The 24448-nt window shown below is 38.4% G+C and carries 29 protein-coding genes, 1 riboswitch and 1 other annotated feature; of the genes, 27 read left to right on the forward strand and 2 right to left on the reverse strand.

Features of this window, described 5'->3' with window-relative positions:
* The first annotated feature begins 101 nt into the window (after positions 1 to 101).
* The 16 genes from hpaB to AAJG31_RS21240 all read left to right on the forward strand — a co-directional run bounded on the left by hpaB (position 102) and on the right by AAJG31_RS21240 (position 15470).
* The gene (gene hpaB, locus AAJG31_RS21165; RefSeq protein WP_115674135.1) at positions 102 to 1535 is read left to right on the forward strand and encodes a 4-hydroxyphenylacetate 3-monooxygenase, oxygenase component; all 1434 of its coding nucleotides are present in this window, start codon (positions 102 to 104) and stop codon (positions 1533 to 1535) included.
* 57 nt (positions 1536 to 1592) lie between these two features.
* A riboswitch (M-box (ykoK) riboswitch) is annotated at positions 1593 to 1758 on the forward strand.
* 246 nt (positions 1759 to 2004) lie between these two features.
* Positions 2005 to 2970 (forward strand): magnesium/cobalt transporter CorA, encoded by a 966-nt coding sequence (gene corA, locus AAJG31_RS21170; protein WP_279495615.1) that lies wholly within the window; start codon positions 2005 to 2007, stop codon positions 2968 to 2970.
* A 68-nt stretch (positions 2971 to 3038) separates the two neighbouring features.
* Positions 3039 to 3254 (forward strand) — a binding site (T-box leader).
* Between the two features lie 87 nt (positions 3255 to 3341).
* A complete protein-coding gene (gene alaS / locus AAJG31_RS21175) occupies positions 3342 to 6002 on the forward strand; it encodes an alanine--tRNA ligase (RefSeq protein WP_279495614.1) in 2661 nt (886 codons plus the stop codon).
* A gap of 88 nt (positions 6003 to 6090) precedes the next feature.
* Positions 6091 to 6357, forward strand: coding sequence for an IreB family regulatory phosphoprotein (locus AAJG31_RS21180; RefSeq protein ID WP_004226839.1), 267 nt, complete (start codon positions 6091 to 6093; stop codon positions 6355 to 6357).
* 2 nt (positions 6358 to 6359) lie between these two features.
* A complete protein-coding gene (gene ruvX, locus AAJG31_RS21185) occupies positions 6360 to 6776 on the forward strand; it encodes a Holliday junction resolvase RuvX (RefSeq protein ID WP_004226840.1) in 417 nt (138 codons plus the stop codon).
* A gap of 18 nt (positions 6777 to 6794) precedes the next feature.
* Positions 6795 to 7103, forward strand: a complete 309-nt coding sequence (locus AAJG31_RS21190) for a DUF1292 domain-containing protein (RefSeq protein WP_004226842.1) — start codon at positions 6795 to 6797, stop codon at positions 7101 to 7103.
* A gap of 345 nt (positions 7104 to 7448) precedes the next feature.
* Positions 7449 to 7976 (forward strand): DUF1292 domain-containing protein, encoded by a 528-nt coding sequence (locus AAJG31_RS21195; RefSeq protein ID WP_048392142.1) that lies wholly within the window; start codon positions 7449 to 7451, stop codon positions 7974 to 7976.
* 149 nt (positions 7977 to 8125) lie between these two features.
* Positions 8126 to 9253 carry an endolytic transglycosylase MltG gene (gene mltG, locus AAJG31_RS21200; RefSeq protein WP_048392143.1) on the forward strand — a complete coding sequence of 376 codons (1128 nt, stop codon included), beginning with the start codon at positions 8126 to 8128 and terminating at the stop codon, positions 9251 to 9253.
* 286 nt (positions 9254 to 9539) lie between these two features.
* Positions 9540 to 10172: an O-methyltransferase gene (locus tag AAJG31_RS21205; RefSeq protein WP_054550064.1), complete on the forward strand. Its 633-nt coding sequence runs from the start codon at positions 9540 to 9542 to the stop codon at positions 10170 to 10172.
* A 5-nt stretch (positions 10173 to 10177) separates the two neighbouring features.
* Positions 10178 to 11110 (forward strand): peptidase U32 family protein, encoded by a 933-nt coding sequence (locus AAJG31_RS21210; RefSeq protein WP_115674133.1) that lies wholly within the window; start codon positions 10178 to 10180, stop codon positions 11108 to 11110.
* Between the two features lie 14 nt (positions 11111 to 11124).
* Complete coding sequence (locus tag AAJG31_RS21215; protein WP_054550066.1) at positions 11125 to 12405, forward strand: U32 family peptidase; 1281 nt, start codon at positions 11125 to 11127, stop codon at positions 12403 to 12405.
* Positions 12405 to 13043 carry a uridine kinase gene (udk, locus tag AAJG31_RS21220; RefSeq protein ID WP_004226858.1) on the forward strand — a complete coding sequence of 213 codons (639 nt, stop codon included), beginning with the start codon at positions 12405 to 12407 and terminating at the stop codon, positions 13041 to 13043. The genes AAJG31_RS21215 and udk overlap by 1 nt, the downstream gene beginning before the upstream one ends.
* Positions 13044 to 13218: 175 nt before the next feature.
* Positions 13219 to 13707, forward strand: coding sequence for a transcription elongation factor GreA (greA, locus tag AAJG31_RS21225; protein WP_016994160.1), 489 nt, complete (start codon positions 13219 to 13221; stop codon positions 13705 to 13707).
* 143 nt (positions 13708 to 13850) lie between these two features.
* Positions 13851 to 14510, forward strand: coding sequence for a YrrS family protein (locus AAJG31_RS21230; RefSeq protein WP_048392147.1), 660 nt, complete (start codon positions 13851 to 13853; stop codon positions 14508 to 14510).
* A gap of 60 nt (positions 14511 to 14570) precedes the next feature.
* Entirely contained in the window at positions 14571 to 15263 is a 693-nt protein-coding gene (mtnN, locus tag AAJG31_RS21235; protein ID WP_016994157.1) for a 5'-methylthioadenosine/S-adenosylhomocysteine nucleosidase, read from the forward strand.
* Between the two features lie 51 nt (positions 15264 to 15314).
* Complete coding sequence (locus tag AAJG31_RS21240; protein WP_026023469.1) at positions 15315 to 15470, forward strand: hypothetical protein; 156 nt, start codon at positions 15315 to 15317, stop codon at positions 15468 to 15470.
* Between the two features lie 123 nt (positions 15471 to 15593).
* On the opposite strand, the gene sigK is transcribed toward AAJG31_RS21240, so the two are convergent.
* Both sigK and pssA read right to left on the reverse strand, forming a co-directional pair.
* A complete protein-coding gene (gene sigK / locus AAJG31_RS21245) occupies positions 15594 to 16301 on the reverse strand; it encodes an RNA polymerase sporulation sigma factor SigK (RefSeq protein ID WP_004226867.1) in 708 nt (235 codons plus the stop codon).
* An 86-nt stretch (positions 16302 to 16387) separates the two neighbouring features.
* Complete coding sequence (pssA, locus tag AAJG31_RS21250; RefSeq protein WP_004226869.1) at positions 16388 to 16825, reverse strand: CDP-diacylglycerol--serine O-phosphatidyltransferase; 438 nt, start codon at positions 16823 to 16825, stop codon at positions 16388 to 16390.
* 199 nt (positions 16826 to 17024) lie between these two features.
* Between pssA and AAJG31_RS21255 the strand changes: the two genes are divergently transcribed.
* From AAJG31_RS21255 to AAJG31_RS21305, 11 genes are all read left to right on the forward strand, one after another.
* On the forward strand, positions 17025 to 17807 hold the full coding sequence (locus AAJG31_RS21255; RefSeq protein WP_048392148.1) for a phosphatidylserine decarboxylase: 783 nt from the start codon (positions 17025 to 17027) through the stop codon (positions 17805 to 17807).
* A gap of 36 nt (positions 17808 to 17843) precedes the next feature.
* Positions 17844 to 18365, forward strand: a complete 522-nt coding sequence (locus AAJG31_RS21260; protein ID WP_016994153.1) for a YqeG family HAD IIIA-type phosphatase — start codon at positions 17844 to 17846, stop codon at positions 18363 to 18365.
* Positions 18362 to 19465 (forward strand): ribosome biogenesis GTPase YqeH, encoded by a 1104-nt coding sequence (gene yqeH, locus AAJG31_RS21265; protein ID WP_131520521.1) that lies wholly within the window; start codon positions 18362 to 18364, stop codon positions 19463 to 19465. The genes AAJG31_RS21260 and yqeH overlap by 4 nt, the downstream gene beginning before the upstream one ends.
* 32 nt (positions 19466 to 19497) lie before the next feature.
* On the forward strand, positions 19498 to 20328 hold the full coding sequence (aroE, locus tag AAJG31_RS21270) for a shikimate dehydrogenase (RefSeq protein WP_131520522.1): 831 nt from the start codon (positions 19498 to 19500) through the stop codon (positions 20326 to 20328).
* Between the two features lie 5 nt (positions 20329 to 20333).
* Entirely contained in the window at positions 20334 to 20636 is a 303-nt protein-coding gene (gene yhbY, locus AAJG31_RS21275) for a ribosome assembly RNA-binding protein YhbY (RefSeq protein WP_048392151.1), read from the forward strand.
* 9 nt (positions 20637 to 20645) lie between these two features.
* A complete protein-coding gene (locus tag AAJG31_RS21280; RefSeq protein ID WP_103118468.1) occupies positions 20646 to 21236 on the forward strand; it encodes a nicotinate-nucleotide adenylyltransferase in 591 nt (196 codons plus the stop codon).
* Positions 21205 to 21777, forward strand: coding sequence for a bis(5'-nucleosyl)-tetraphosphatase (symmetrical) YqeK (gene yqeK / locus AAJG31_RS21285; protein ID WP_103118467.1), 573 nt, complete (start codon positions 21205 to 21207; stop codon positions 21775 to 21777). Before AAJG31_RS21280 ends, yqeK begins: the two co-directional genes overlap by 32 nt.
* On the forward strand, positions 21774 to 22118 hold the full coding sequence (gene rsfS, locus AAJG31_RS21290) for a ribosome silencing factor (protein ID WP_004226890.1): 345 nt from the start codon (positions 21774 to 21776) through the stop codon (positions 22116 to 22118). Before yqeK ends, rsfS begins: the two co-directional genes overlap by 4 nt.
* Entirely contained in the window at positions 22119 to 22856 is a 738-nt protein-coding gene (locus tag AAJG31_RS21295) for a class I SAM-dependent methyltransferase (RefSeq protein ID WP_115674130.1), read from the forward strand.
* Positions 22857 to 23135: 279 nt separating this feature from the next.
* Positions 23136 to 23762, forward strand: coding sequence for a helix-hairpin-helix domain-containing protein (locus AAJG31_RS21300; protein ID WP_066036470.1), 627 nt, complete (start codon positions 23136 to 23138; stop codon positions 23760 to 23762).
* Positions 23763 to 23867: 105 nt separating this feature from the next.
* The gene (locus AAJG31_RS21305; RefSeq protein ID WP_004226897.1) at positions 23868 to 24437 is read left to right on the forward strand and encodes a ComE operon protein 2; all 570 of its coding nucleotides are present in this window, start codon (positions 23868 to 23870) and stop codon (positions 24435 to 24437) included.
* The last annotated feature ends 11 nt before the right edge of the window (positions 24438 to 24448 follow it).

Here is a 24448-nt window from a genome sequence, read left to right on the forward strand (position 1 = left end):
GTCTAATCGGGTTTTTCTAATTGATGTATCGTCACCTAATATTTGGACATTTCATATACTAGATGAGTACAAAAACATAGGGAATGTATAGGGGTGACAGCATGCCAATAATGACAGGGCAACAGTATATTGAACGAATTGATGCTTTAAAAACGTATATTTCGATAGATGGGAAAGTCGTGACAGGAAAGGTGTCAGAACATCCTGCCTTTAAAGGAATTATCCAGAGTCAAGCGAAACTTTTTGATTTACAACATCAAGAGGCACTTCTTGAAAAAATGACCTATGAATCGCCAACTAGTAAACAGAAAGTTGGCATGTCATTTCTTCAAGTATTGACGCCAGAAGATCTTGTGAAGAGGCGCCAAGCGGCAAGGGAATGGGCATTATCTTCTCAAGGCTTTATGGGGAGAAGCCCTGATTATATGAATACAACATTAATGGCCCTTGCATCAGCGTCAGATTTTTTAAAAGAGAAGCCAAATTGTTTCCCAGAGCATTTGCTGAAGTTCTATGAGTATGCTCGCGAGAATGATATTACGATGACACATACCTTTATCGAACCACAGGTAAATCGCAAGCGCTTTTACTATGAGGATGAAGAAGTAACCATTGCAGCTAAAATCATTGGGAAAACAAGTGAGGGCTTAGTCATTAAAGGGGCAAGATTACTAGCGACACAGGGTGGCATAACAGATGAGCTTCTTGTTTTATCAACAAATGGCTATGATGAAGGAAAAGGTTTCGGGTTTTCTATTCCAAGTAACACGAAAGGCTTAAAGTTTTTATGTCGGCAATCATTTGTAGGGGGAGATTCTACCTTTGATTATCCGTTAAGTGCACGTTTTGAAGAAATGGATGCAATCGTTGTGTTTGAGGATGTAGTTGTCCCGTGGGAACGAGTATTTTATTACGAAAATGTTGAAGTGGCCAATCAATTTATGAATGTTAGTGGCTTCCAAGCGTATACTTTGCATCATGTGCTGTCACGTCAAATTGCTAAGACGGAATTCATCCTAGGGGTTGTACAAATGATTGTGGATTCCATAAATATTGGGGATTACCAACATGTCCATCAAAAAGTGGTAGATGTCATCGTAGCATTAGAAACGATGAAAGCATTGCAATTAAAATCAGAAATTGAGGCACAAAGGGATTCCTTTGGCTTTATCAGACCAGACCAATCCACATTACAGGTCGCTATTCATATCTTCCCGAAAGTATATCCTACCTTTACAGATATCATCCAGCAACTGGGAGCAAGTGGATTAATGTCCATACCGAGTGCAAAAGCTTTTGCAACGGATGATGGGGATCTTGATCATTATCTGCAATCATTTCAAGACAAAGGGGAAGAGCGAGTAAAGAAATTTCGTTTAGCTTGGGATTTAACAATGAGTAGTTTTGGCACAAGACAGACATTGTATGAACGCTTTTTTTTTGGTGATCCTGTACGTTTATCTAGCTTACTCTATCAATCTTATCAAAGAGAGCATTTAGTGCAAAGAGTGGAAGACTTTTTGAAAAATGATTGATAGAAAGTTTGACAGTTGTGAAACTATCCGTTATCATTTACAGGAATAAAAAAATAAGACTCCCTTCGTTAGGTGAGGCTCCTATGCTGGAGATACGCTACTACCCAAAAATGTCGAGAGACGCCAATGGGTCAACAGAAATCATCGAAATAAGGTGTTTTTTAACGTAGCTGGACATATTCCTATGCCGCATAGTGCTAAAACTCAACGTTTGAAGGTAACAAGCATGCAATGTATTTTATTGCTATTTTTTTGATATGTGTATTCAACACGCCTTCATTCGTAGAAGGCGTGTTTTTGTTATGGAAGGAAGGTGATGAGAAATGGATAGTAGTCCTGAACCGAATAAGTATCATTTAGGCAAAGGGAAACACATAAAAAGTCATCGATTTCTGATCACCGATGCAGACAAAGGGTGATTAAGGATGACCTTTTGTTTCCCTCAATAACAAACACGAGGTGAAATGCAATGATTAAAATCCACTATTATAATAGCAGCAGCAAGACAGTCCAACATGATTTCAATATGATTGATTTACAACTCCCTATTCATAACGAAGATTTATTATGGGTAGATTTATATGCCTATAGTTATAATGAATTGAATAATATAGCTGATGTATTTGGCTTTCATCCACTAGCAGTTGAAGATTGCTTACATGAAGGCTCACGTCCAAAAATGGATAGTTATGGTGATTATAAATTTTTTGTGCTCCATGCACCAATTTATAATGAGAAAAGTAACAATGAAATTACAACCGTTGAGTTAAATATTTTTATGGGACCAAACTATATTGTGACTGTGCATAAACAAAAGTTGCAATGGCTAGGAAAAATGGAAAATGTTTGTGTCAATAGCCCAAGATTTTTGGAAAAGGGTAATGATTTTTTATTGCATACAATTATTGACGGTATTACAGACGAATACTTCCCAGTATTAGAACGAATTCGCGCACGTATAGATGAACTAGAAGAAGAAATTTATGATTATCAACCAAAAGTGGTGACAGAGGAATTTCTTGCATTGAAGCGGACAATTATTTTAATTCGTCAGGCCATTATGCCACAAAGAAGAATTTTTTCTACAATCAATGGCCAGTGGAAATTTGATATTCAAGAAGAAAATATTCCATTCTATAAAGATTTGAATGACCATCTAGAGCGTATTGTCGACTCCACAGAGACATATCGCGATTTAGTGAACAGCACGCTTGATACGTATTTTTCAATTATCAGTGGGAAATCCATTGAAAAGCTGAATTTATTAACGGTCATTTCGACAATTATGTTACCACTATCAGTAATTACTAGTTTTTTTGGAATGAATGTGCCTTTACCTTATCAAGATACCCCTTATACAACTATTGCAATTAGCGCTTTCTTAGTTATCTTTACATGGGGTATGTGGATATATTTCAAAAAAATGATTGCTTAGTTAGTGTTAGTCAGACTAGTACTAATTGACAGCGCAATAGATTTTTTTTATAATTTTCGATAGAAAAAGTAAAAACGATGATGGAAAAAGTACGTATTTGTGTGTGCACAAGAAAGGGATTTCTAGGCTGAAAAAATCCTCACAACAGCAAATGCCGAAAGCTACTCCAGAGTGCAGCTAATCCCTGCCGTTCACTGACGTTACAAGTGCTAAAGAGGTAAGTAAGGTTTTTACTTACAACTAGGGTGGTACCGCGAGACTAATGACAAGTCCTCGTCCCTTTTTGGGGATGAGGGCTTTTTTTATTTTCTTCGGTAAATCGCAGGATTCGTATCGTGATTTTACAATATAAAATAGGAGGAATTTATCCAATGAAAGCAGTAGATATTCGCCGTATGTATTTGGAATTTTTTAAAGAAAAGGGGCATCATCATGAGCCATCAGCACCACTTGTGCCAATAAATGATCCATCACTTCTTTGGATCAACTCAGGTGTTGCAACTTTGAAACCATATTTTGATGGCCGTATTATCCCTGATAATCCACGTATTACAAATGCACAAAAATCGATTCGTACCAACGATATTGAAAACGTTGGGAAAACAGCTCGACACCATACATTCTTTGAAATGTTAGGAAACTTCTCTATTGGTGACTACTTTAAAAAAGAAGCAATTCATTATGCTTGGGAGTTTTTAACAGATAAAAAATGGATGGGCTTTGATCCAGCGTTATTATCCATCACGATTCACCCAGAAGACCAGGAAGCATATGATGTTTGGCATCAGGAAATTGGTATTCCAGAAGAACGTTTAATTCGTTTAGAAGGGAACTTCTGGGATATAGGAGAAGGCCCATCTGGTCCGAACTCAGAGATTTTTTATGATCGCGGCGTAGAATACGGCTCAGATGAAAATGACCCTGAAATGTATCCAGGAGGAGAAAATGAGCGTTACCTAGAAATTTGGAACCTTGTGTTCTCTCAATTTAACCATAATCCTGATGGCACTTACACGCCACTACCAAAGCAAAATATTGATACAGGTATGGGCTTAGAGCGTATTGTGTCCGTCGTGCAAAATGTACCAACAAACTTTGATACTGATTTATTTATGCCAATTATTGAAAAAATTGAGGAGTTTGCCAATCGTAAATATAAACGACCTGGCGAAGTAGACTTAAATGAAATCTTTGGCTCAGATGAAGATATTAATACACCATTTAAAGTGATTGCAGACCATATCCGTACAGTAGCATTTGCTATAGGCGATGGTGCCCTGCCTTCAAATGAAGGCCGTGGCTATGTATTACGTCGCTTACTACGTCGTGCCGTTCGCTATGCTAAACAAATTGGTATTGAAAAACCATTTATGTTTGAACTTGTACCAACTGTGGGTAAAATTATGGAAGACTTCTATCCAGAAGTTACAGAGAAATGCGAATTTATTCAACGTGTCATTAAAAATGAAGAAATTCGTTTCCACGAAACATTAGATGGTGGTTTAGCTATCTTTAATGAAGTAGTGGAATCTCAAAAAGCAGCTGGTCATGATTACATCCCAGGAGCAGATGCTTTCCGTTTATATGATACTTATGGTTTCCCAATCGAGCTAACGGAAGAATATGCAGAGGAAGTAGGCATGAAAGTAGATCATGAAGGTTTTGAGGCAGCGATGGAAGAGCAACGTGAACGCGCGCGTGCTGCACGACAAGATGTTGATTCGATGCAAGTACAGAATGAAGTATTAGCAAACTTAACGGTTGCAAGTGAATTTGTTGGCTATGATACGTTAAGTGTTAATACTGAAATCGCTGCAATGATCGTCAATGGTCAAGTTGCGAAAGTCGCTTCGGAAGGTCAGGAAGCATTGGTTATTTTAGCGAAGACACCATTCTACGCTGAAATGGGTGGTCAAATTGCTGATAGTGGTACTATTTCAAATGATAGCTTTACGGCTGTTGTAAAAGATGTTCAAAAAGCACCGAATGGTCAACCGCTTCATACAGTAGTAGTTGAATCTGGGGAAATGCATGTGGAAGATGCAGTGCAAGCAGTGGTCAATCGTGATGACCGTAATTTAATCATTAAAAACCATACGGCAACACATATTATGCAACGTGCATTAAAAGATGTGCTAGGTGATCATGTGAACCAAGCTGGATCATATGTAGGACCTGATCGTTTACGTTTTGATTTCTCTCACTTTGGTCAAGTTACAAAAGAAGAATTACAGCAAATTGAACGTATTGTAAATGAAAAAGTGTGGGATGATATAGAGGTCGTTATTGAAGAAAAAGGTATTGATGAAGCAAAAGCAATGGGTGCTATGGCATTATTCGGTGAAAAATATGGAGATGTTGTACGTGTAGTATCCATCGGAGATTATTCGATTGAGCTATGTGGTGGTATCCATGTTAAACGCTCTTCTGAAATTGGCTTCTTTAAAATTGTTTCAGAAGGTGGTATCGGTGCAGGTACTCGTCGTATTGAAGCTGTTACAGGAAAAGTTGCTTATGAAGCAGTAAAAGAAGAAGAAGCATTATTAAATGATGCAGCGACATTATTAAAAGCAAATGCTAAAGATATTGTCACAAAAGTACAGGCATTACAAGCAGACTACAAAGAATTACAACGTGAAAACGAAGCATTATCTCAAAAAATCGCCAATGCACAGGCAGGGGCAGTTGTTGATGCCGCTCAAACAATTGGAGATGTGACAGTGCTATCTACAAAAGTGGAAGCAAAGGATAACAATCAACTCCGTCAAATGATGGATGACCTGAAAGCAAAAATGCCAAAAGCAATCATTGTTCTTGGAGCAGTTGATGGTGAAAAAGTTATGTTATGTGCTGGTGTTTCAAAAGAATTAGTTGGTGGCAATTACCATGCAGGGAATATTGTGAAAATGGTTGCGGAAGCATGTGGTGGTAAAGGTGGCGGTCGTCCAGATATGGCGATGGCAGGTGCAAAAGATGCATCAAAACTTGATGAAGCACTACTTTCTGTGTATGATTATGTTAAATCCATTTAATTAATTCACCAAAACATGTTATAATAAAGAGAAATTGGAGATGAGCTTGTTTGCACATCTCCTTATTTCTGAAAGCGAGGTGCTGGTCATGAGTTCATTTGATCAAACGATGAAATTTAATTTTCCAGAAGAATCAATGGAACAGGAAGTCAAGCAGGTAATGTTGAAAGTTCATTCTTCATTAGAGGAAAAGGGATATAACCCTATCAATCAGATTGTTGGTTACTTACTTTCTGGTGATCCGGCGTATATTCCTCGCCATCAGGATGCTCGTAATTTAATTCGCAAGCTTGAGCGTGACGAAATTCTAGAGGAGCTTGTTAAATTTTATATCAAAAAGAATAACGAGGACTAGAAATGAGAATTATGGGATTAGACGTTGGGTCAAAAACTGTGGGTGTTGCTGTAAGTGATGCACTTGGTTGGACCGCCCAAGGTATTGAAACCGTAAAAATTGATGAAGCTAATGGTGAGTTCGGTATTGACCGTATCGCTGAGCTAGTAAAGGAATATACTATAACAGAATTTGTTGTAGGTTTTCCAAAAAACATGAATAATACGGTTGGACCGCGTGGAGAGGCTTCTGAGAACTATAAAAAGCTATTAGAAGAGCATTTCTCACTACCGGTCAAATTATGGGATGAACGTTTAACGACGATGGCTGCTGAACGTATGCTGATCGAAGCGGACGTGAGTCGCAAAAAGCGCAAGCAGGTCATTGATAAAATGGCAGCTGTGATGATTTTACAAGGCTACTTAGATAGCAAAAATTAATTGATGAGGTGACTATGCATGGCACACGAGCATAACCATGAAGAAGAATTACATGTTCAACACATTACAGTGATTGACGAAAACGGAAACGAGCAGCTTTGTGAAGTGATTCACGTTCATGAATCTCCAGAGTTTGGCAAATCATATGTGTTTTACTCAATGGTAGGCGCAGAGGAAGATGAAGATGGCTCAGTTGAAATCTTTGTATCTTCATTTGTACCATCTGAAAATGGTGAAGATGGTGAATTAACACCAATCGAAACTGAAGCAGAGTGGGATATGGTAGAGGACGTTTTAAACGCTTTAGAGGATGAAAACGAAGACTAATCTTCTAACTCAAAGCTTGGAACAAGGATCGCAGCTTGCAGTCCTTGTTCCTTTTTTATTGAAGCTTTTCTAATGTAGAAGGATTGTTAAATTGAAGAATGAATGCATTGTAAATGTGTGATTTTTATCCACAATTGTTGGGAAACGTTCATAAAGTTTGTGGATTCGCTTAGAAATAGAGTGTAACCGTTCCAAGCACCACTCCAAACATCGAGAACCTGCTCAAAGGTAGAGAAGAAATGCAGGGAAAACTTGCTCAAAAATAGGAGAAGCTATTCTAAAGTGTCTAACCTCAAAAAAACGATTTAATAAATGACATCAAATTGTCATAAAGGAGGAACCAGAATGAATGAAGAAACGCAAGAATTTATGATCATTGGGAAAGATGGTAAGGAACAGCAGTGTCGTGTGGTCTTTACCTTTGATGCGGAGGACAAGTCCTATGTGTTATTTTCCCTTCTAGATGAAACCGGTCAAGAAATTCCAGGAGACCTTTCCGCGATGACTTTTGATTATGATGACAATACAGGTGAGATGACAAATTTACAGCCTGTTGAAACAGATGCCGAATGGGAAATGATTAATGAAGTGGTGTTAACATTACTTGATGAATTTGAAGAAGAACCACAGCTAATTACTGTGACAGACGAAGAAGGAAAAGATCAAGTGTGCGAAGTCATTCATACATTTTCATCTGAGCAATTCGGTAAATCGTATGTATTATATGTGCCAGCAACAGATGAACCGATTGATGAGCGTGATATTTTTGCAGCCCAATATATAGCTGGAAATGAAGGCCAGATTGAAGAGTTATACCCGATTGAGTCAGATGAAGAATGGGAATTTGTAGAAGAAGTATTAAACACTTTATAGGATAAACTATTTCTAGAATCCTCAAAAATCTGCTAACGAAAGTTGTTGGCAGATTTTTTACATATGTAATTTCTACAGAATTGTCGATTTCTGTTTGTCGTGAAAGTTGATTTCTAGTATGATATTGAATAGTGATAGGGGGGAAACCCGTGGATAACGGTTCAAAAAAACAAGAAATGTTTTCAAAAATGCAAGAAAGAAAATCTGAGGTAAAAATGGTGAGAAAAATCGTCGCAATTATTGCCATTGTTTTCGTACTAATAATTGGAGTTGTTGGTTTATTTGGGTACAATTATGTAAAAGGTGCTTTAAAACCATTAGACCCTAATGCAACGAAAACAATTGCAGTAGAAGTACCAATTGGCTCTAGTTTGTCCTCCATTTCAACACTACTAGAGAAAAAAGGTGTCATAAAAGATGCACGTGTTTTTAAATACTATGCAAAATTTAAAAATGAATCACAATTTCAAGCGGGAAATTATGATTTAACACAGGCAATGACATTTGATGAACTCATTGAAAGCTTGAAAACAGGGAAGGTATATCGTAAGCCTGTCTTTACGATGACAGTCCCAGAAGGCTTAACACTTGAACAAATTGGGAAAGTGATTGAAAAGAAAACACCGTACACACAAAAAGAATTTATGGATCTTGTGACGAGTGACACATTTGTTCAGCAAATGATGGCTAATTATCCTGAGCTAGTTACAGAGGCTGTTTTAGCTGACAATATTCGCTATGACTTAGAGGGCTATTTATATCCAGCTACGTATTCTTATTATGAAGAAAAACCATCTTTACAAGCGATTGTAGAAGAGATGATAGCAGCCATGAACAATGTAGTGAAGAACTATAGTGATGTATTAGCTGAAAAACAAATGTCCGTACATCAGCTGTTAACATTTGCGTCATTATTGGAAGAAGAAGCGACTGCTCAAACGGATCGAGAGACTATTGCAAGTGTCTTCTATAATCGAATCAATGAAGGGATGCCACTCCAAACAGACCCAACCGTGCTCTATGCACTGGGTGATCACAAGGATCGTGTTCTATATGAAGATTTAGAAGTGGATAATGCCTATAACACTTACAAAAATAAAGGTCTACCACCTGGTCCAATAGCAGGTGCAGGTAAAACTTCGATTGAGGCATCATTAAATCCAAGTCAAACAGATTATTTCTACTTCCTAGCAGATAAAGAGGGTGTCAACCACTTCTCAAAAACCTATGATGAGCATTTGCAGAAGGTAGAAAAATATTTACGAAAAGAAGAGTAAACATATAGGAAGAACAAAAATCGTATAGCAAACAGATGGATAGAAGGAAAGAAAAATAGCTTTCCTTCTATTTTCATGCTATTATAAAGTGTGATTTTTGATCAATCCGTTCATTTATGCGGGACAAATATGCGTGGTGGCAATTGTTTGAGCATATCGAAGCAATTGCTCATTTTTGTATGGCAAAGTACCAAGACATCACGTTTGGTCTTTTTCTTTTTGTTGATAAATGATGAAGTACAGACAACGGCAAACGCTCGTTGCCTTTTAAATGAGGGTGGAAACAATGGAATTATCAGATGCATATATACAATCATTTATACAGCCACGTAATGAATTGCTTTTAGAAATGGAAGCATTTGCGGAGGAGCATCACGTACCGATCATGCAGCTAGCAGGTATTGATGCATTAAATCAACTGTTGCGTATTCAAAATCCGTCAAAAATTTTAGAGATAGGTACAGCAATTGGTTACTCTGCTATTCGTATGGCAGAGGCATTGCCTTATGTCCAAATTGTTACAATTGAACGTGATCAAGATCGTGTAGCAAGGGCAAAAGCCTATATTAAACGGTCGACTGTATCCGATCGAATTACGGTCATTGAGGGTGACGCTTTAGAAGTGGATGACGAGGCCATTAACACAACATTCGATGCGGTCTTTATTGATGCTGCGAAGGGACAATACCAACGCTTTTTTGAAAAATATGCACCTTTAGTAAAATCAGGTGGGGTATTGTATATCGATAATATGTACATGCATGGTTTGTCTGATTTAGAGTTGAAGGATGTTCCACGTCGTAAGCGAACAATGATTCGCAATTTAAAAAACTTCACGGATTGGATTATGCAGCACCCAGATTATACAAGTGCTTTTTTACCAGTCGGTGATGGTTTATTACTATGTTTGAAGAGGTGACTACTATGAAAAAACCAGAATTGCTTGTGACACCACAATCATTAGAACATATAAAAGCACTTTTAGTCGCTGGAGCAGATGCTTTTGTTATTGGTGAACAACAATTTGGTCTACGTCTAGCAGGAGAGTTCTCCGTTGAAGAAGTAGAAGAAGCGACAAAGCTTATTCATGAAGCGGGTAAAAAGGTATATGTTGCAGTCAATGCACTTTTCCATAATGAGAAGCTAGAGGCACTTGCTGATTATTTAAATGAAATGCAACGTATCGGTGTGGACCGTTTAATCTACGGTGATCCAGCGGTTCTCATTATTCGTAGAGAGCAAGGTGTTACGATTCCGTTACATTGGAATCCAGAAACGACAGCTACAAACTGGTTTACGGCTAATTACTGGGGGAAACGTGGTGCAACGCGTGCCGTGTTAGCGCGTGAGCTTTCTCTTGATGAAGTATTAGAAATTAAAGAAAATACCGAAATGGAAATTGAAGTACAAGTACATGGCATGACATGTATGTTCCAATCAAAACGTCCATTACTCGGCCATTATTTCTTATATCAAGATAAAGTAATGGCTATTGAAAATCGCCAGGAAAATCGTAATATGTTCCTACATGATGATGAACGAAATAACAAATATCCAATATATGAAGATGTAAATGGTACACATATTTTCAGTCCAAATGATATGTGTATTATTGATGAACTAGGCGAATTATTTGAAGGTGGCATCGATGCTCTGAAAATTGAAGGTGTACTTCAAACGCCAGACTATGTAGTCGCGGTAACAGAAGCTTATCGAAAAGCGATCGATACGTATTTTGACGAATCAGAAGAGGCATATGAAGAAATAAAAGACGATTTATTAGCAAAAATTGAAGATATTCAACCAGCTATTAGACCATTAGATACGGGCTTTATCTTCAAGGAAACAGTTTACTAGGAGGGGACAATAACATGGCATTAGCGTTAGAGCAAAATGACAAAATCCGTGAGATTGTCAACGGTAAACGTGTCATTACAAAAAAACCAGAGCTACTTGCACCAGCTGGTAGCTTAGAGAAATTAAAAATAGCTGTCCATTACGGAGCAGATGCTGTATTTATCGGTGGGCGAGAGTTTGGTCTACGATCGAATGCGGATAACTTTTCAATTGAAGAGATGCGTGAAGGTGTAGAATTTGCCAATCAATATGGTGCGAAAATATATGTAACAACAAATATTTTTGCCCACAATGAAAATATGGATGGCTTAGAGCGTTATTTAAAGGATATTGAATCAGTGGGCGTAACTGGTATTATTGTAGCAGACCCGCTCATTATTGAAACATGTCGTACAGCAGCACCTAAGCTTGAAATTCACCTTTCTACTCAGCAATCATTGTCCAACTGGAAGGCCGTGCAGTACTGGAAAGAAGAAGGTTTACATCGTGTTGTATTAGCACGTGAAGTGGGCGGAGAAGAAATGAAGCTGATGAAGGAAAAGGTCGACATTGAAATTGAGGCCTTTGTTCATGGAGCAATGTGTATTGCCTACTCTGGTCGTTGCGTTCTTTCTAATCATATGACGGCTCGTGACTCAAACCGAGGGGGATGCTGCCAATCATGCCGTTGGGACTACGATCTATATGAATTAGAAGATGGTGAAGAAAAAGCACTTTTCGATGAGAGTCATGCACCATTTGCGATGAGTCCAAAAGATTTAAAATTAATTGAAGCGATTCCTCATATGATTGAGCTAGGTATCGACTCGTTAAAAGTTGAAGGTCGTATGAAATCCATTCACTATGTAGCGACAGTTGTTTCTGTGTACCGTAAAGTGATTGATGCTTATTGTGCAGATCCTGATAATTTTAAAATTAAACGTGAATGGCTAGAGGAATTAGACAAATGTGCTAACCGTGATACGGCTGAAGCATTCTTCCATGATGCACCTGGCTTTGAGGAGCAGATGTTTGGTGTGCATGGTCGTAAAACAACCTATGAATTTGCTGGACTTATTTTAGAGCATGATCCAGAGACAAAAATAGTGACAATGCAACAGCGTAATTATTTTAAACCTGGTGACGAAGTAGAATTCTTTGGTCCTGAAATTGAGAATTTCCGTTTAACAATGGGTGAAATTTGGGACGAGGATGGCAATAGCCTAGATGCAGCTCGTCATCCATTACAAATTGTGAAATTTAAATGTGATACACCATTGAAGCCGCATAACATGATGCGAAAGGAGAATAACTAATGGCAGTGAAGCGCCCTGTTGTCATCGGAATCGCAGGTGGCTCATGCTCGGGAAAAACGAGTGTGACGCGCGCCATTTATGATGTTTTCCGTGAGCATTCTGTTGTGGTAATTGAACAAGATTTTTATTATAAGGATCAAAGTCATTTAACATTTGAAGAACGTTTAGGAACTAACTATGATCATCCGTTAGCTTTCGATAATGATTTATTAATTGAGCACATAAAAAAGTTGCTAGTGCGTCAACCAATTGAAAAACCTGTGTATGATTACGTCCAGCATACAAGGGCAGAAGAAGTTATACATGTTGAACCAGTAGATGTTATTATACTAGAAGGTATTCTAGTCCTTGAGGATGCTGATTTACGTGATTTAATGGATATTAAATTATTTGTGGATACAGATTCAGATTTACGTATTATTCGCCGTATTATGCGTGATATTAAAGAGCGTGGACGTACAACGGATTCGGTGATTGAGCAGTATTTATCAGCGGTTCGACCGATGCATAATTTATTTATTGAACCAACAAAACGTTATGCTGATATCATTATTCCTGAAGGTGGGGATAATGAGGTGGCGATTGATTTAATGGTAACGAAAATTAAAACTATTCTTGAAACCGACAACGTATTGTAATAAGATAGAGTGGTATTGACAATATTTACATGCATATTTTGAAAAAGCATGCATACTATTAGGTCAAAGCGTAATTTGAAAACGTTTAAAAATAATAAAATTCGATTAAATGCATCTTCCGTGCATTTAGTCGAGTTTTATGTTTTTATATTGAAGAAACAAGGAGTGAAGGACTTTGGCAAATGAAAAACAGTACCCTATGACAGCTGAGGGAAAACGTAAATTAGAAGAAGAATTAGTAAAATTAGAAACTGAAACACGAAAAGAAATCGTTGAACGCATTAAAATAGCACGTGATTTTGGAGATCTTTCTGAAAACGCTGAGTACGATTCTGCTAAAGAAGAACAAGCCTTTTTAGAAGGTCGTATTTCAACATTAAAATCAATGATTCGCAATGCAGTGATTATTTCTGAAGACGAGACAGATAACAGTGTAGTATCACTAGGGAAAACGGTTACATTCGTAGAAATCATCAATGGTAAGCCATCAACAGATGAAGAATCTTATACAATTGTTGGTTCTGCTGAGGCAGATCCTATGGAATTCCGTATTTCCAATGAATCACCGATTGCAAAAGGTCTACTTGGTCGTGCTGAAGGTGAAGAGGTTGTCGTTCAAACACCTGGCGGCGAAATGAAAGTGAAAATTGTCTCAATTAAATAATATGACTATGTACAAGCAGTTAGCCTTTGGCTGACTGCTTGTACCATTTTTAGCGTGATAACTATGTAGTAAAATAGTGAGTAGAATTATTTTGCAAGTGCTGTCGAACTTGATAGAATATTGCCTAGAGAGGGGGAGACATTATGAGTGAACGACAAACTCGAAGTGGTCGTCATTTGCAGCCATCTCGTAATAAAAAGCTAGATAAACTATTGAATGTTCTAATTGGTGTTGTGGTTGTACTCATTATTATCACAGCAACCTATGTGTTTAAATGGCAAGATGATGCAGATCAAGCAGTGAAAGAGGAACCCGTTCAAGAAGAACAGAGCGGTGATGATGAAAAAGAAGTAGAAAAAGAACCAACGGATGAAGAAAAAGAAGATCTTGCTGTAGAAGAAGATAAACCTTCAGAAGAAGAATCAGAACCTGAGACATCCCAGGAAGAACAAGGCACAGCAGAAGAATCAGCATCAGATAATCCTATTGTTGAGAAGGTCATCACGAATAAAAATTGGCAACCAACACCTACAACTCAAACAGGTCAGCATGTGTCTTCATATGACGACACGTCTGTAGACTGGGCTGAGAAAGTAGCAACAGTATCTACTGTGACAGGTATTGACCAAAGCAATATGATCATCTGGCGTATGCAAAATAATGGTGGTCCTAATTCATCCATTGCAACTGTTTCGACCAATGATAAATCTCAAATGTATCGTGTAAGCATGGAATGGGTTGATAATGAAGGGTGGAAGCCTGTGAAGCTAGAGCAACTAAATACATTAGAAGGCGCCTATTGACGAAAATCACTCTTTTGATTATTTTTAATAGAGTTGATAAAAGAAGGGAAGTAACAGTACATGAAAATTGCAGTAATTGGCGCAATGGAAGAGGAAGTGGAGCTTCTAAGAGCAGCATTAGACGATGCACACAGCACAACGATTGCAGGTAGTGAGTATACAACAGGAACTTTTGAAGGCAAGGAAGTCGTATTATTAAAAAGCGGTATTGGTAAAGTAAATGCTGCTATGTCTACGACAATTCTTTTACATGAGTTTAAACCAGATGTTGTCATTAATACAGGCTCTGCAGGTGGATATGATGAAGCTCTTGAGGTAGGCGCTGTCGTTATTTCTGATGAAGTTCGTCACCACGATGTGGATGTCACAATCTTTGGCTATGAAATTGGACAAATGGCTGGTATGCCAGCAGCATATAAATCAGATGAGAAATTGATGAAGGTAGCTGAGGAGGCTGTAAAGGCAGTTGGAGAGCACCAGTATGGCGTTGGTTTAATTTGCTCTGGGGATGCTTTTATGAATGATCCTGAACGTGTAGAGGCTGTTCGTCGCCATTTCCCTCAAATGAAAGCTGTAGAGATGGAAGCGGCTGCAGTTGCACAAGTTTGTTATCAATTTGCTACACCTTTTGTAGTCATTCGTGCATTATCAGATATTGCAGGTAAAGAATCGAATATTAGCTTTGATGAATTTTTACCAGTTGCTGCAAAACATTCGACACAAGTCGTATTAAAAGCAATTTCCTCACTATAAACTACACAGAATGGTCAAAATGTGTGGTTTATTCTGTGAGAAAAATCACAGTTGATACAAAAAACAAATGCTACACTGACATTAATAAATCTCTTCATAATAGAATGGGAGGCATTCATGATGTTATTTTTAACAGCAGGTGTAGTGATTATTACAACTTTAATAGGTACGTTGATTTCAGCAGAACTCTCTGAATCAGCACACTAGTATGACGGGAAAGCTCCTTTGCGACATAGTCATGTCGCAGGGGAGCTTTTTATATGCCATGAAATAGGCATATTCTTCCGTCATTGAAGGATTGAATTTTTTTCATAACCATTTTACAATATATTATTCAATAGTTTTTTGGTCTCGTTTATATAGTTGATAGAGTTTAATAAGTGCCCGTTTTTCAATGCGAGATACATAGCTACGTGAAATATTTAAGCGTGCTGCAATTTCCTTTTGCGTAAGTGCATCCTGTTGATTTAAGCCATAACGGAGTGTCACAATTTCGAGCTCACGTTCATCGAGCATATGCAAATAGTGGTATAGTTGTGCTACATGCTCTTTATGCTCTAGCTTCTCTGTGGCACTTTCTTCATCACACTGAAGTAAATCGCGAATTTGCAGTGCGTTCCCATCTTTATCAGTTCCAATCGGCTCAAATAGCGAAACGTCTTTTTGCACTTTCTTTTGGGTGCGTAGATGCATTAAAATCTCATTTTCAATGCAACGAGCTGCATATGTGGCAAGTCTAGTTTTTTTATCAGGGGTATAGCTCTCAACGGCTTTCATTAGTCCAATTGTTCCAATAGAAATATAATCATCGAGTTGCTCATGTTTTGGATGGAATTTTTTAACGACATGTGCGACAAGCCTCATATTACGTTCTATTAGATCAAGACGCGCCTGCTCATCGCCACCTAAAAATCGTTCAATACAAGCAGCTTCCTCTTCTTTTGAAAAGGGTTTATGGAATGTTTGCCCCTTTAAATAGCCAAGCAACGCAGGGATTTCAAGCCATAACTGCAACATCGATGTAAAAATTCCGCTCATTGAATGATTTCATCCTTTCCCCATTTTTCGACAGTATATGTTTAAAAGCCGTGGGAAATGAAAAAAGTGCAACAGCAAATGTGCTGTTACACTTTTTTTAACGTAAATGTACTAATCATGAGTAAAGCTAAAATGGGGAAAAGGAAAAGATAAAATGCCGGATGGAACGTATAAGCTGCGAAATACGTTAAAGTTAAGAACGTACCTGCGGCTGTAATTGGTAAACCTGTGAAATAACCGTTCGCTTCGCTAATATTGAAGCGAGCTAAACGCATCGCGCCACAGACGATAAATAATACGGCCATCATCATGCCGACAAAACCAAAATCAACTAGAACAACTTCATACATTAATAATGCAGGCGCCACACCAAATGATATAATATCACTCATAGAATCTAATTGTTTACCTAATTCTGACACTTGTCCGAGCGCTCTCGCTACCTTACCATCGTAGCGATCAAGAAGAGCTGCTATAAAGATAAACAAGACACTATAGCTATAGTATTCATGTAGAGTGGCCATAATAGCCGCGCCTCCAAAGGACATATTACTAATTGTTATGAAGTTAGCTGCGTGCGATTTCATTTTCTTAACCGTGGTATCCACCAACTTGTGATAAAAAAACAAGGGGGATCACTCCTTTGCACTTAAGATATTGTACCATTATACTTCGAATGCGAAAAAATTGACAGTCTAAATTAATGGATAGGGGTTTTACTGTATGAAAGAAAAACTATATCAACGCTTGATAGAACTAACGAATGGTAAGCAATCTTCCCATCTTTTGCAGACAATAGCAAAAGCGAAGTGGAGTAAACGTATAATACCAAGCTACATGAAGTTATACGATATTAACCTTGAAGAAGTTTCAAAAAAACAACAACAATTTTCATGTTTACATGATTTTTTTACAAGAGAACTTATTGAAGAAGCTCGACCTATTGAAAAAAATCCAACTGTCTATGCCAGCCCAGTGGACGCAAAAGTGGAATCCTTTGGACGTATTGAATGGGATATGACATTTCTTGTGAAGGGTAAGCCTTATGCATTACAAGATTTACTCGGCAATACAGAACGAGCTGCACAATATGCAGACGGACATTTTATTGTTTTTTATTTAAGTCCTGCTGATTACCATCGTATCCATAGCCCGATAGATGGAGAAGTCTTACGACAATATACACTTGGTCAGAAATCTTATCCTGTGAATCAGTTAGGTCTTACATACGGTAAAAAACCAATTTCTCATAATTATCGTTTAGTGACTGAGCTGAAAGCAGCAAATAATCAGCATGTTGCATTTATCAAAGTAGGTGCAACCTTTGTGAATTCCATTGTACTTACCAATACAACAACGAAATGGCAGAAAGGGCAGGAAGTTGGTTATTTCTCATTTGGTTCCACTGTTGTGATGCTGTTTGAAAAGGATACAATTAAATTTACGGATAATGTTGTAAAAGGAAGCCCAATTCGAATGGGTGAAGCCTTTGCAAATATGCTATAATGGTCGAATAATACGTTAAGATTAGGGGTCGCTATTTTGTATAATTTTTTATTACCGAACGAATTTGTGACGAATATTTTTGAAATTACGCCGGAAAAGTTACAAGAATTAGGGATTAGAGGAATCATTACGGATTTAGATAATACGCTTGTTGAATGGGATCGTCCAGATGCAACAGAAGAGCTAATCATTTGGTTACGCATTATGAAAGAATCAGGTATTCGTGTTATTATTGCGTCAAATAACAAGGAAGCTCGTGTAAAGCATTTTGCTGAGCCGTTAGGTATCCCTTATATTCACAAGGCGAAAAAGCCGCTTCGTAATGCTTTTTATAATGCACTGATTCAACTAGGCTTACGTCCAAATGAAGTAGTAATGGTAGGAGATCAACTCCTTACGGATGTAATGGGCGCAAATCGCTTAGGCTTACACACAGTGCTCGTGAAGCCTGTTGCACAATCAGATGGGCTTGTAACAAAATTGAATCGTTTCATTGAACGTCGCGTATTTAATGATTTGAAACGAAAAGGAATTATAACTTGGGAGGAACAAGAATGATTGAAATGCCAAATTGTATTGGCTGTGGTACAACAATTCAAACAGAAGATAAAACAGCAGTTGGGTATGCACCCCCATCATCATTAGAAAAGGATGTGGTCATTTGCCAGCGTTGCTTCCGTTTGAAAAATTACAATGAAATTCAACCAGTATCGTTAACAGATGACGATTTTTTACGTATTTTAAATGGTCTTGGCACACAGCAAGGCTTAATCGTAAAAATTGTTGATATATTTGATTTTAATGGAAGCTGGCTACCAGGGCTTCATCGTTTTGTAGGGAAGAATCCTGTCCTATTGATTGCCAACAAAGCTGATTTATTACCAAAGTCTGTGAAGCCAAAAAAAGTTATCAACTGGCTGAAACGTGAAGCAAAGGCTCTTGGACTACAGCCTATCGATGTCCTATTAGTCAGTGCCCATAAAGGCAAAGGGATGGCAGAAGCAATGGAAGCCATCGATGAATATCGTAAAGGACAAAATGTATATGTTGTTGGCTGTACAAATGTTGGAAAATCTACGTTCATTAACCGAATTATTAAGCAGGCAACAGGTGAGGGTGAAGTGATTACAACCTCACATTTCCCAGGTACTACTTTAGACATGATTGATATTCCATTGGATGATGGTAGTGCATTATATGATACGCCAGGTATTATTAATCATCATCAAATGGCTCATCATATTGATGCCAGTGAATTAAAATATATTATGCCGAAAAAAGAAATTAAGCCGAAAGTCTATCAACAAAATGCTGGGCAAACTCTATTTATTGGTGCATTAGCAAGATTTGATTTTATTCAGGGTGATCGTTCTGCCTTTACCATCCATGTGGCAAATGATTTACCAATTCATCGTACAAAGCTTGAGAAGGCAGATGCGTTATATGAAGAGCATAAAGGAGAATTATTGGCACCCCCAACTGCGGACTTTATCGACCAGTTACCGCCATTGGTTCGTCACGAATTTTCCATCAAAGAAGCGAAAACAGATGTAGTATTTTCTGGACTTGGCTGGATTACCGTTCAACATGCGAATGTAGTAGTAGCAGCTTACGCACCAAAAGGTGTACAAGTTTCAATTCGTCCTTCGCTGATCTAAATGGAGGACATAGTAGAGAGAGGGACTAGGAAATGAAGAAATGGTTTGCAGTTATGGGTGATCCAATTGAACATTCAAAATCACCTGCCATGCACAATGCTTGGTTTGAGGACATGTCAATTGATGCGACATATATTCCTTTACATGTAACGCCTGATCAATTAGAATCTGCTGTTGCTGGTTTGAAGACATTAGGGGCAAGTGGCTGGAACGTGACCATTCCTCATAAAACAGCAATCATTCCGTATCTAGACGAGCTAGATGAGCTGGCACAAAAAATGGGCGCAGTGAATACAGTCGTACGAACAACAGAAGGAAAGCTGAAAGGCTATAATACAGATGGTATTGGATTTGTTCGATCACTGGAAGAAGCCGTTGGGGTTTTTCATAAAGACAAGCCTGTATTACTTGTTGGTGCTGGAGGTGCTGCTCGAGGCATTGCCTTTGCTATGCAGCAACAAGGCTATCGTCATGTAACCATCGCCAATCGTACGGTGACGAATGCTCAAATGATTATTGATGAAATGGGTATGGGACGTGCCATTTCATTACAACAAGCGGAAGAAACGCTAGCTGATTTCAGCATTATTGTGCAAATGACATCAGCTGGCCTTTCCACGGGCAATTTTTCAATGCCATTTTCATTAGATCGGCTGATGAAAGAAGCAATTGTTGCGGATATTGTGTATAATCCATTAATGACGCCTTTTTTACAAGCGGCTGAAGAAAAAGGAGCAACGATTGTCACTGGCTTAGGAATGTTTGTCCATCAAGGAGCCATCGCTTTTGAACACTGGTTAGGAAACTATCCAAATACAAATTCAATGATTGCGCAACTGAAGGCGCAATTAGGAGGAAACTAATTTTTATGTTAACAGGTAAACAAAAACGTTTTTTACGTGCAGAAGCACACCATTTAACACCTATTTTCCAAGTGGGAAAAGGTGGCGTTAATGATGAAATGACAAAGCAAATTCGCGAGGCATTAGAAGTACGTGAATTGATTAAAGTACGTATTTTAGATAACTGTGAAGAGGATAAACATGAAGTCGCAGAAGCATTAGCCACAGGCGCTCATGCGGAGCTTGTCCAATTAATCGGTCTGACAGTTGTTTTATATAAAGAGTCACGCAATCATAAAAAGATTGTATTACCAAAAGTAACGAAATAAGGTGAGACGATGAAAAGGGTCGGTTTACTTGGAGGTACATTTAACCCACCACATTTGGGTCATCTTTTAATGGCAAATGAAGTATTTCATGCGCTAGAACTTGATGAAATCCGCTTTATGCCTAATGCCATCCCACCACATAAGCATGCACGTTTTGATGCTAGTAATGTTGAACGACTTGAAATGGTAAAACGTGCGATTCGTCCATTTCCTTATTTTTCAGTAGAGTCGTATGAGCTTGAGAAGGGTGGCGTATCCTATTCCTATGAGACACTTTCTGCATTGTGTAGAAGAGAGCCGAATGTGAAATTTTACTTTATCATCGGTGGCGATATGATTGATTCGCTACATACATGGCATTGTATAGATGATTTAGTGAAACTTGTTCAGTTTGTCGGAGTAAAGCGTCCAGGGACAGCCGCGGCAACAGAGTACCCTATACGTATGGTGGAAATACCTCAAATCGATTTATCGTCCACACTGATTCGTGAACGCCTGGCTACAGGAGGAACGGTGACATTTCTACTACCAGAAGCTGTAGAGACGTTCATACGAGAGGAAGGTCTTTATGGAACGCGAACAGTATTTAGCGGTGATTAAGCCAAGAATGCCTGAAAAACGTTATATTCATACAGTCGGAGTGATGGAAACGGCCATCAACCTAGCTCATAAATATGGCGAGGACGTAAAAAAAGCTGAAACAGCAGCTATCCTCCATGATATTGCTAAATATGCTGATATTGAGTGGATGGAAAATATCGTTCGTGATGAAAAATTAGATGAAAGACTAATTGGATGGGGTAGTGAATTACTACATGGTCCAGTAGGTGCATATATAGCACAAAGTGAGTTTGGTATCACAGACGAAGAGCTGTTGAATGCTATTCGTTTCCATACAACTGGGCGGGCTAATATGAGCCGTTTAGAAAAAATTATTTTTGTCGCAGATATGATTGAACCGAACCGTCGATTTGATGGAGTTGATCGTCTGCGCAAAAAAGCACAAAAAAATTTGGATAAGGCGATGAGTGCATGTGTACGCCATACTTTGGCATTTTTAATTGACACAAAGCAGCCGATTTATCCTTTATCTATAGAATGTTATAACGATATGATGAACAGAGAGGATAGTGAAGGATGACTTCAACTTTATTACAAGCAGCGTACAAAGCAATTGACGACAAACATGGTGAGGATATTGTCGTTTTAAATATGCAAGGAATTTCCCTTTTAGCAGATTATTTTATTATTGCTCATGGTAACTCAGATCGCCAAGTGCAAGCCATTGCACGCGAATTACAGGATGTAGCTGAACAACAAGGCTATGAAATTCGCCGTGTCGAAGGATTTGATGGAGCTCGTTGGGTACTAGTTGACCTAGGCGATGTTGTGGCACATGTATTCCATAAGGATGAGCGTGCTTATTATAATTTAGAGCGTCTTTGGGGCGATGCACCGCAACTAGACATGCCAGAGGCCTGAGTGAGTTACGAACGCTTTGCTCATGTCTATGATGAGCTGCAAACGGATATTCCTTACAATCTTTATGTAGATTGGGTTGTACAGCATGCACCAAGCAGCCAGTACCCAAAACTGTTGGATATTGGTTGTGGCACTGGTGTACTTAGCTTGTTATTTGCAAAGTCTGGTTATCAAGTCAGTGGAATCGATTTATCAGAAGAGATGCTGTCCATTGCCGCAGAACGCTTTGCTGGTGCAGGCTACCATGCACCATTATACTGTATGTCTATGGTCGAACTAGATGGCTTTGAGGAAATCGATGTTGTCACAATCACAATTGATTCCTTGAATTATGTGGTAGAGGAGCACTCTGTTTATACGACGTTAGAACGTATCTATGCGGCGTTGCGTGATGGAGGTCAGCTGTTTTTTGATGTTCACTCGTTATTTAAAATGAATGAGATTTTTTTAGATGGTCCGTTCACGTATGATGATGGTGACATTAGTTATATATGGCATACGGAGCCTGCCGACTTTGAACATTCGGTTATTCATCAAATGACCTTTTATGTACGAGATGACGCAAGTGAATTATATGAACGCTTTGATGAGGAGCACGTGCAACGTACTTACACTATCGAGCAGTATATGGCTTGGTTGCATGCCATCGGTTTTAGTCATGTGGAAATTACAGCAGACTTTACAGATGAGGCACCTGACGAGGAAAGTGAACGCATTTTTATTCGTGCGCTGAAATAAAGAAAAGGGAGCTACACTGTGTAATACGCAGTGTGGCTTTTTTGATGGATAGAAAAGCTAAAGTAGTGGATAGAAAGATTAAAGTAGCGGATAGAACACTTAAACAGGCGGATAAAGAGGCTAAATTGTCGGATAAAACTGGATATAACTAAGAAGATAGCTCTCTTCAACAGGTAAATTGAAACTTCTGACGTTTTTTTATCATTTTCAACCACCCATCCATAGTGTAAGATATATATAACTCCATATGATGACCTTTCGCAAGGAAAGGATGGTACTGTGCTACAATCTTTATGGCAAAAGTACAAAAAAAGTATGTTATTCCCCAGCATACTAGTCGTCAGTGGACTTTGTTACTTCTATTTTTCGAGTTCTGACTCTTCACCTCCCCAAGAAGAGCTCATCGAAACAATCCAACCTATTGAAGAAAAAAATTTGAGTGAATCTGCTGAGGAAGCGGTTATGCAGCAGGTATTTGTGGAAATAAAGGGTGCTGTAATGTATCCAGGCGTTTATGAACTTGAGCAAGACCAACGTATAAAAGATGTTGTACAGCTTGCTGGTGGCTATACAGAGAATGCTGACACACAATTTATCAATCATGCCCAAAAGGTACAGGATGAAATGGTAATCTATATTCCTATCATGGGCGAACAGCTAGAGGAAGGAGCCTCTTCTTTGTTAACGTTACCTACTGAGACTAATAAGGAGCAAAAGATTAATATCAATAAAGCTGATGTAGCAACGTTAGCAACATTGCCAGGAATCGGTCCTTCTAAAGCACAAAGTATCCTTACGTATCGAGAGGAAAATGGGCAGTTTCAAACCATAGATGACTTAAAAAATGTTAGTGGTATTGGTGATAAAACATTTGAAAAGCTAAAGGATGCGATTACTGTAAAGTAATGCTTTTACAGGATGGTATATTGACGCCCCTTTTCTAAAAGGGCTACACTATAGTAGAAAAGCAAGAGAAAGTTAATTAGTTAGACAATTTTTGGAGGTAGTCATATGGAGCGAATTACTTGGGATCAATTTTTTATGGCACAAAGCCATTTACTCGCATTACGTAGTACATGTACAAGACTAGCTGTAGGAGCAACTGTTGTACGGGACAAACGCATCATTGCAGGTGGTTATAACGGTTCCATTACAGGGGACGAGCATTGTATCGAAAAAGGGTGCTATGTGGTTGATAATCATTGCGTCCGTACCGTGCATGCTGAAATGAATGCCTTACTGCAATGTGCTAAATATGGAACACCGACAAAAGGTGCTGATTTGTATGTAACACATTTTCCATGTTTACCATGTACAAAATCTATCATTCAAGCTGGCATAGAACGTGTGTATTACGCAACAGATTATAAAAATAATCCATATGCACAGGAGTTATTTGCAAAAGCTGGAGTGGAAGTAGTTCATGTACCCTTTGATGAACGTAAAATTGATTTTTTACGAGATGACAAACTAGCTTTGTATACAGAAATGCTGCACGAGCTTCGCGAGAGTGGGGTATCTGCTGAAAAATTGCTCCCATATGAACAGAAGGTGAGTGCATTATTTGGCATCAAGCTTTAAAGCATAGATGG

It is taken from the genome of Lysinibacillus sp. BS3, assembly GCF_039614735.1.
In the GTDB taxonomy this organism is placed as follows: Bacteria; Bacillota; Bacilli; order Bacillales_A; family Planococcaceae; genus Lysinibacillus; species Lysinibacillus capsici.

What these genes read in the sequence shown, in the direction of transcription:
- rsfS (WP_004226890.1), top strand. Translation starts at nt 21,774, where the DNA reads ATGACTTCAACTTTATTACAAGCAGCGTACAAAGCAATTGACGACAAA.
- udk (WP_004226858.1), top strand. Translation starts at nt 12,405, where the DNA reads ATGGCAGTGAAGCGCCCTGTTGTCATCGGAATCGCAGGTGGCTCATGC.
- alaS (WP_279495614.1), top strand. Translation starts at nt 3,342, where the DNA reads ATGAAAGCAGTAGATATTCGCCGTATGTATTTGGAATTTTTTAAAGAA.
- mtnN (WP_016994157.1), top strand. Translation starts at nt 14,571, where the DNA reads ATGAAAATTGCAGTAATTGGCGCAATGGAAGAGGAAGTGGAGCTTCTA.
- AAJG31_RS21205 (WP_054550064.1), top strand. Translation starts at nt 9,540, where the DNA reads ATGGAATTATCAGATGCATATATACAATCATTTATACAGCCACGTAAT.
- pssA (WP_004226869.1), bottom strand. Translation starts at nt 16,825, where the DNA reads ATGGCCACTCTACATGAATACTATAGCTATAGTGTCTTGTTTATCTTT.
- yqeH (WP_131520521.1), top strand. Translation starts at nt 18,362, where the DNA reads ATGATTGAAATGCCAAATTGTATTGGCTGTGGTACAACAATTCAAACA.
- AAJG31_RS21280 (WP_103118468.1), top strand. Translation starts at nt 20,646, where the DNA reads ATGAAAAGGGTCGGTTTACTTGGAGGTACATTTAACCCACCACATTTG.
- AAJG31_RS21230 (WP_048392147.1), top strand. Translation starts at nt 13,851, where the DNA reads ATGAGTGAACGACAAACTCGAAGTGGTCGTCATTTGCAGCCATCTCGT.
- yqeK (WP_103118467.1), top strand. Translation starts at nt 21,205, where the DNA reads ATGGAACGCGAACAGTATTTAGCGGTGATTAAGCCAAGAATGCCTGAA.
- AAJG31_RS21190 (WP_004226842.1), top strand. Translation starts at nt 6,795, where the DNA reads ATGGCACACGAGCATAACCATGAAGAAGAATTACATGTTCAACACATT.
- AAJG31_RS21305 (WP_004226897.1), top strand. Translation starts at nt 23,868, where the DNA reads ATGGAGCGAATTACTTGGGATCAATTTTTTATGGCACAAAGCCATTTA.
- AAJG31_RS21180 (WP_004226839.1), top strand. Translation starts at nt 6,091, where the DNA reads ATGAGTTCATTTGATCAAACGATGAAATTTAATTTTCCAGAAGAATCA.
- corA (WP_279495615.1), top strand. Translation starts at nt 2,005, where the DNA reads ATGATTAAAATCCACTATTATAATAGCAGCAGCAAGACAGTCCAACAT.
- AAJG31_RS21210 (WP_115674133.1), top strand. Translation starts at nt 10,178, where the DNA reads ATGAAAAAACCAGAATTGCTTGTGACACCACAATCATTAGAACATATA.
- aroE (WP_131520522.1), top strand. Translation starts at nt 19,498, where the DNA reads ATGAAGAAATGGTTTGCAGTTATGGGTGATCCAATTGAACATTCAAAA.
- ruvX (WP_004226840.1), top strand. Translation starts at nt 6,360, where the DNA reads ATGAGAATTATGGGATTAGACGTTGGGTCAAAAACTGTGGGTGTTGCT.
- sigK (WP_004226867.1), bottom strand. Translation starts at nt 16,301, where the DNA reads ATGAGCGGAATTTTTACATCGATGTTGCAGTTATGGCTTGAAATCCCT.
- AAJG31_RS21195 (WP_048392142.1), top strand. Translation starts at nt 7,449, where the DNA reads ATGAATGAAGAAACGCAAGAATTTATGATCATTGGGAAAGATGGTAAG.
- AAJG31_RS21255 (WP_048392148.1), top strand. Translation starts at nt 17,025, where the DNA reads ATGAAAGAAAAACTATATCAACGCTTGATAGAACTAACGAATGGTAAG.
- hpaB (WP_115674135.1), top strand. Translation starts at nt 102, where the DNA reads ATGCCAATAATGACAGGGCAACAGTATATTGAACGAATTGATGCTTTA.
- yhbY (WP_048392151.1), top strand. Translation starts at nt 20,334, where the DNA reads ATGTTAACAGGTAAACAAAAACGTTTTTTACGTGCAGAAGCACACCAT.
- AAJG31_RS21215 (WP_054550066.1), top strand. Translation starts at nt 11,125, where the DNA reads ATGGCATTAGCGTTAGAGCAAAATGACAAAATCCGTGAGATTGTCAAC.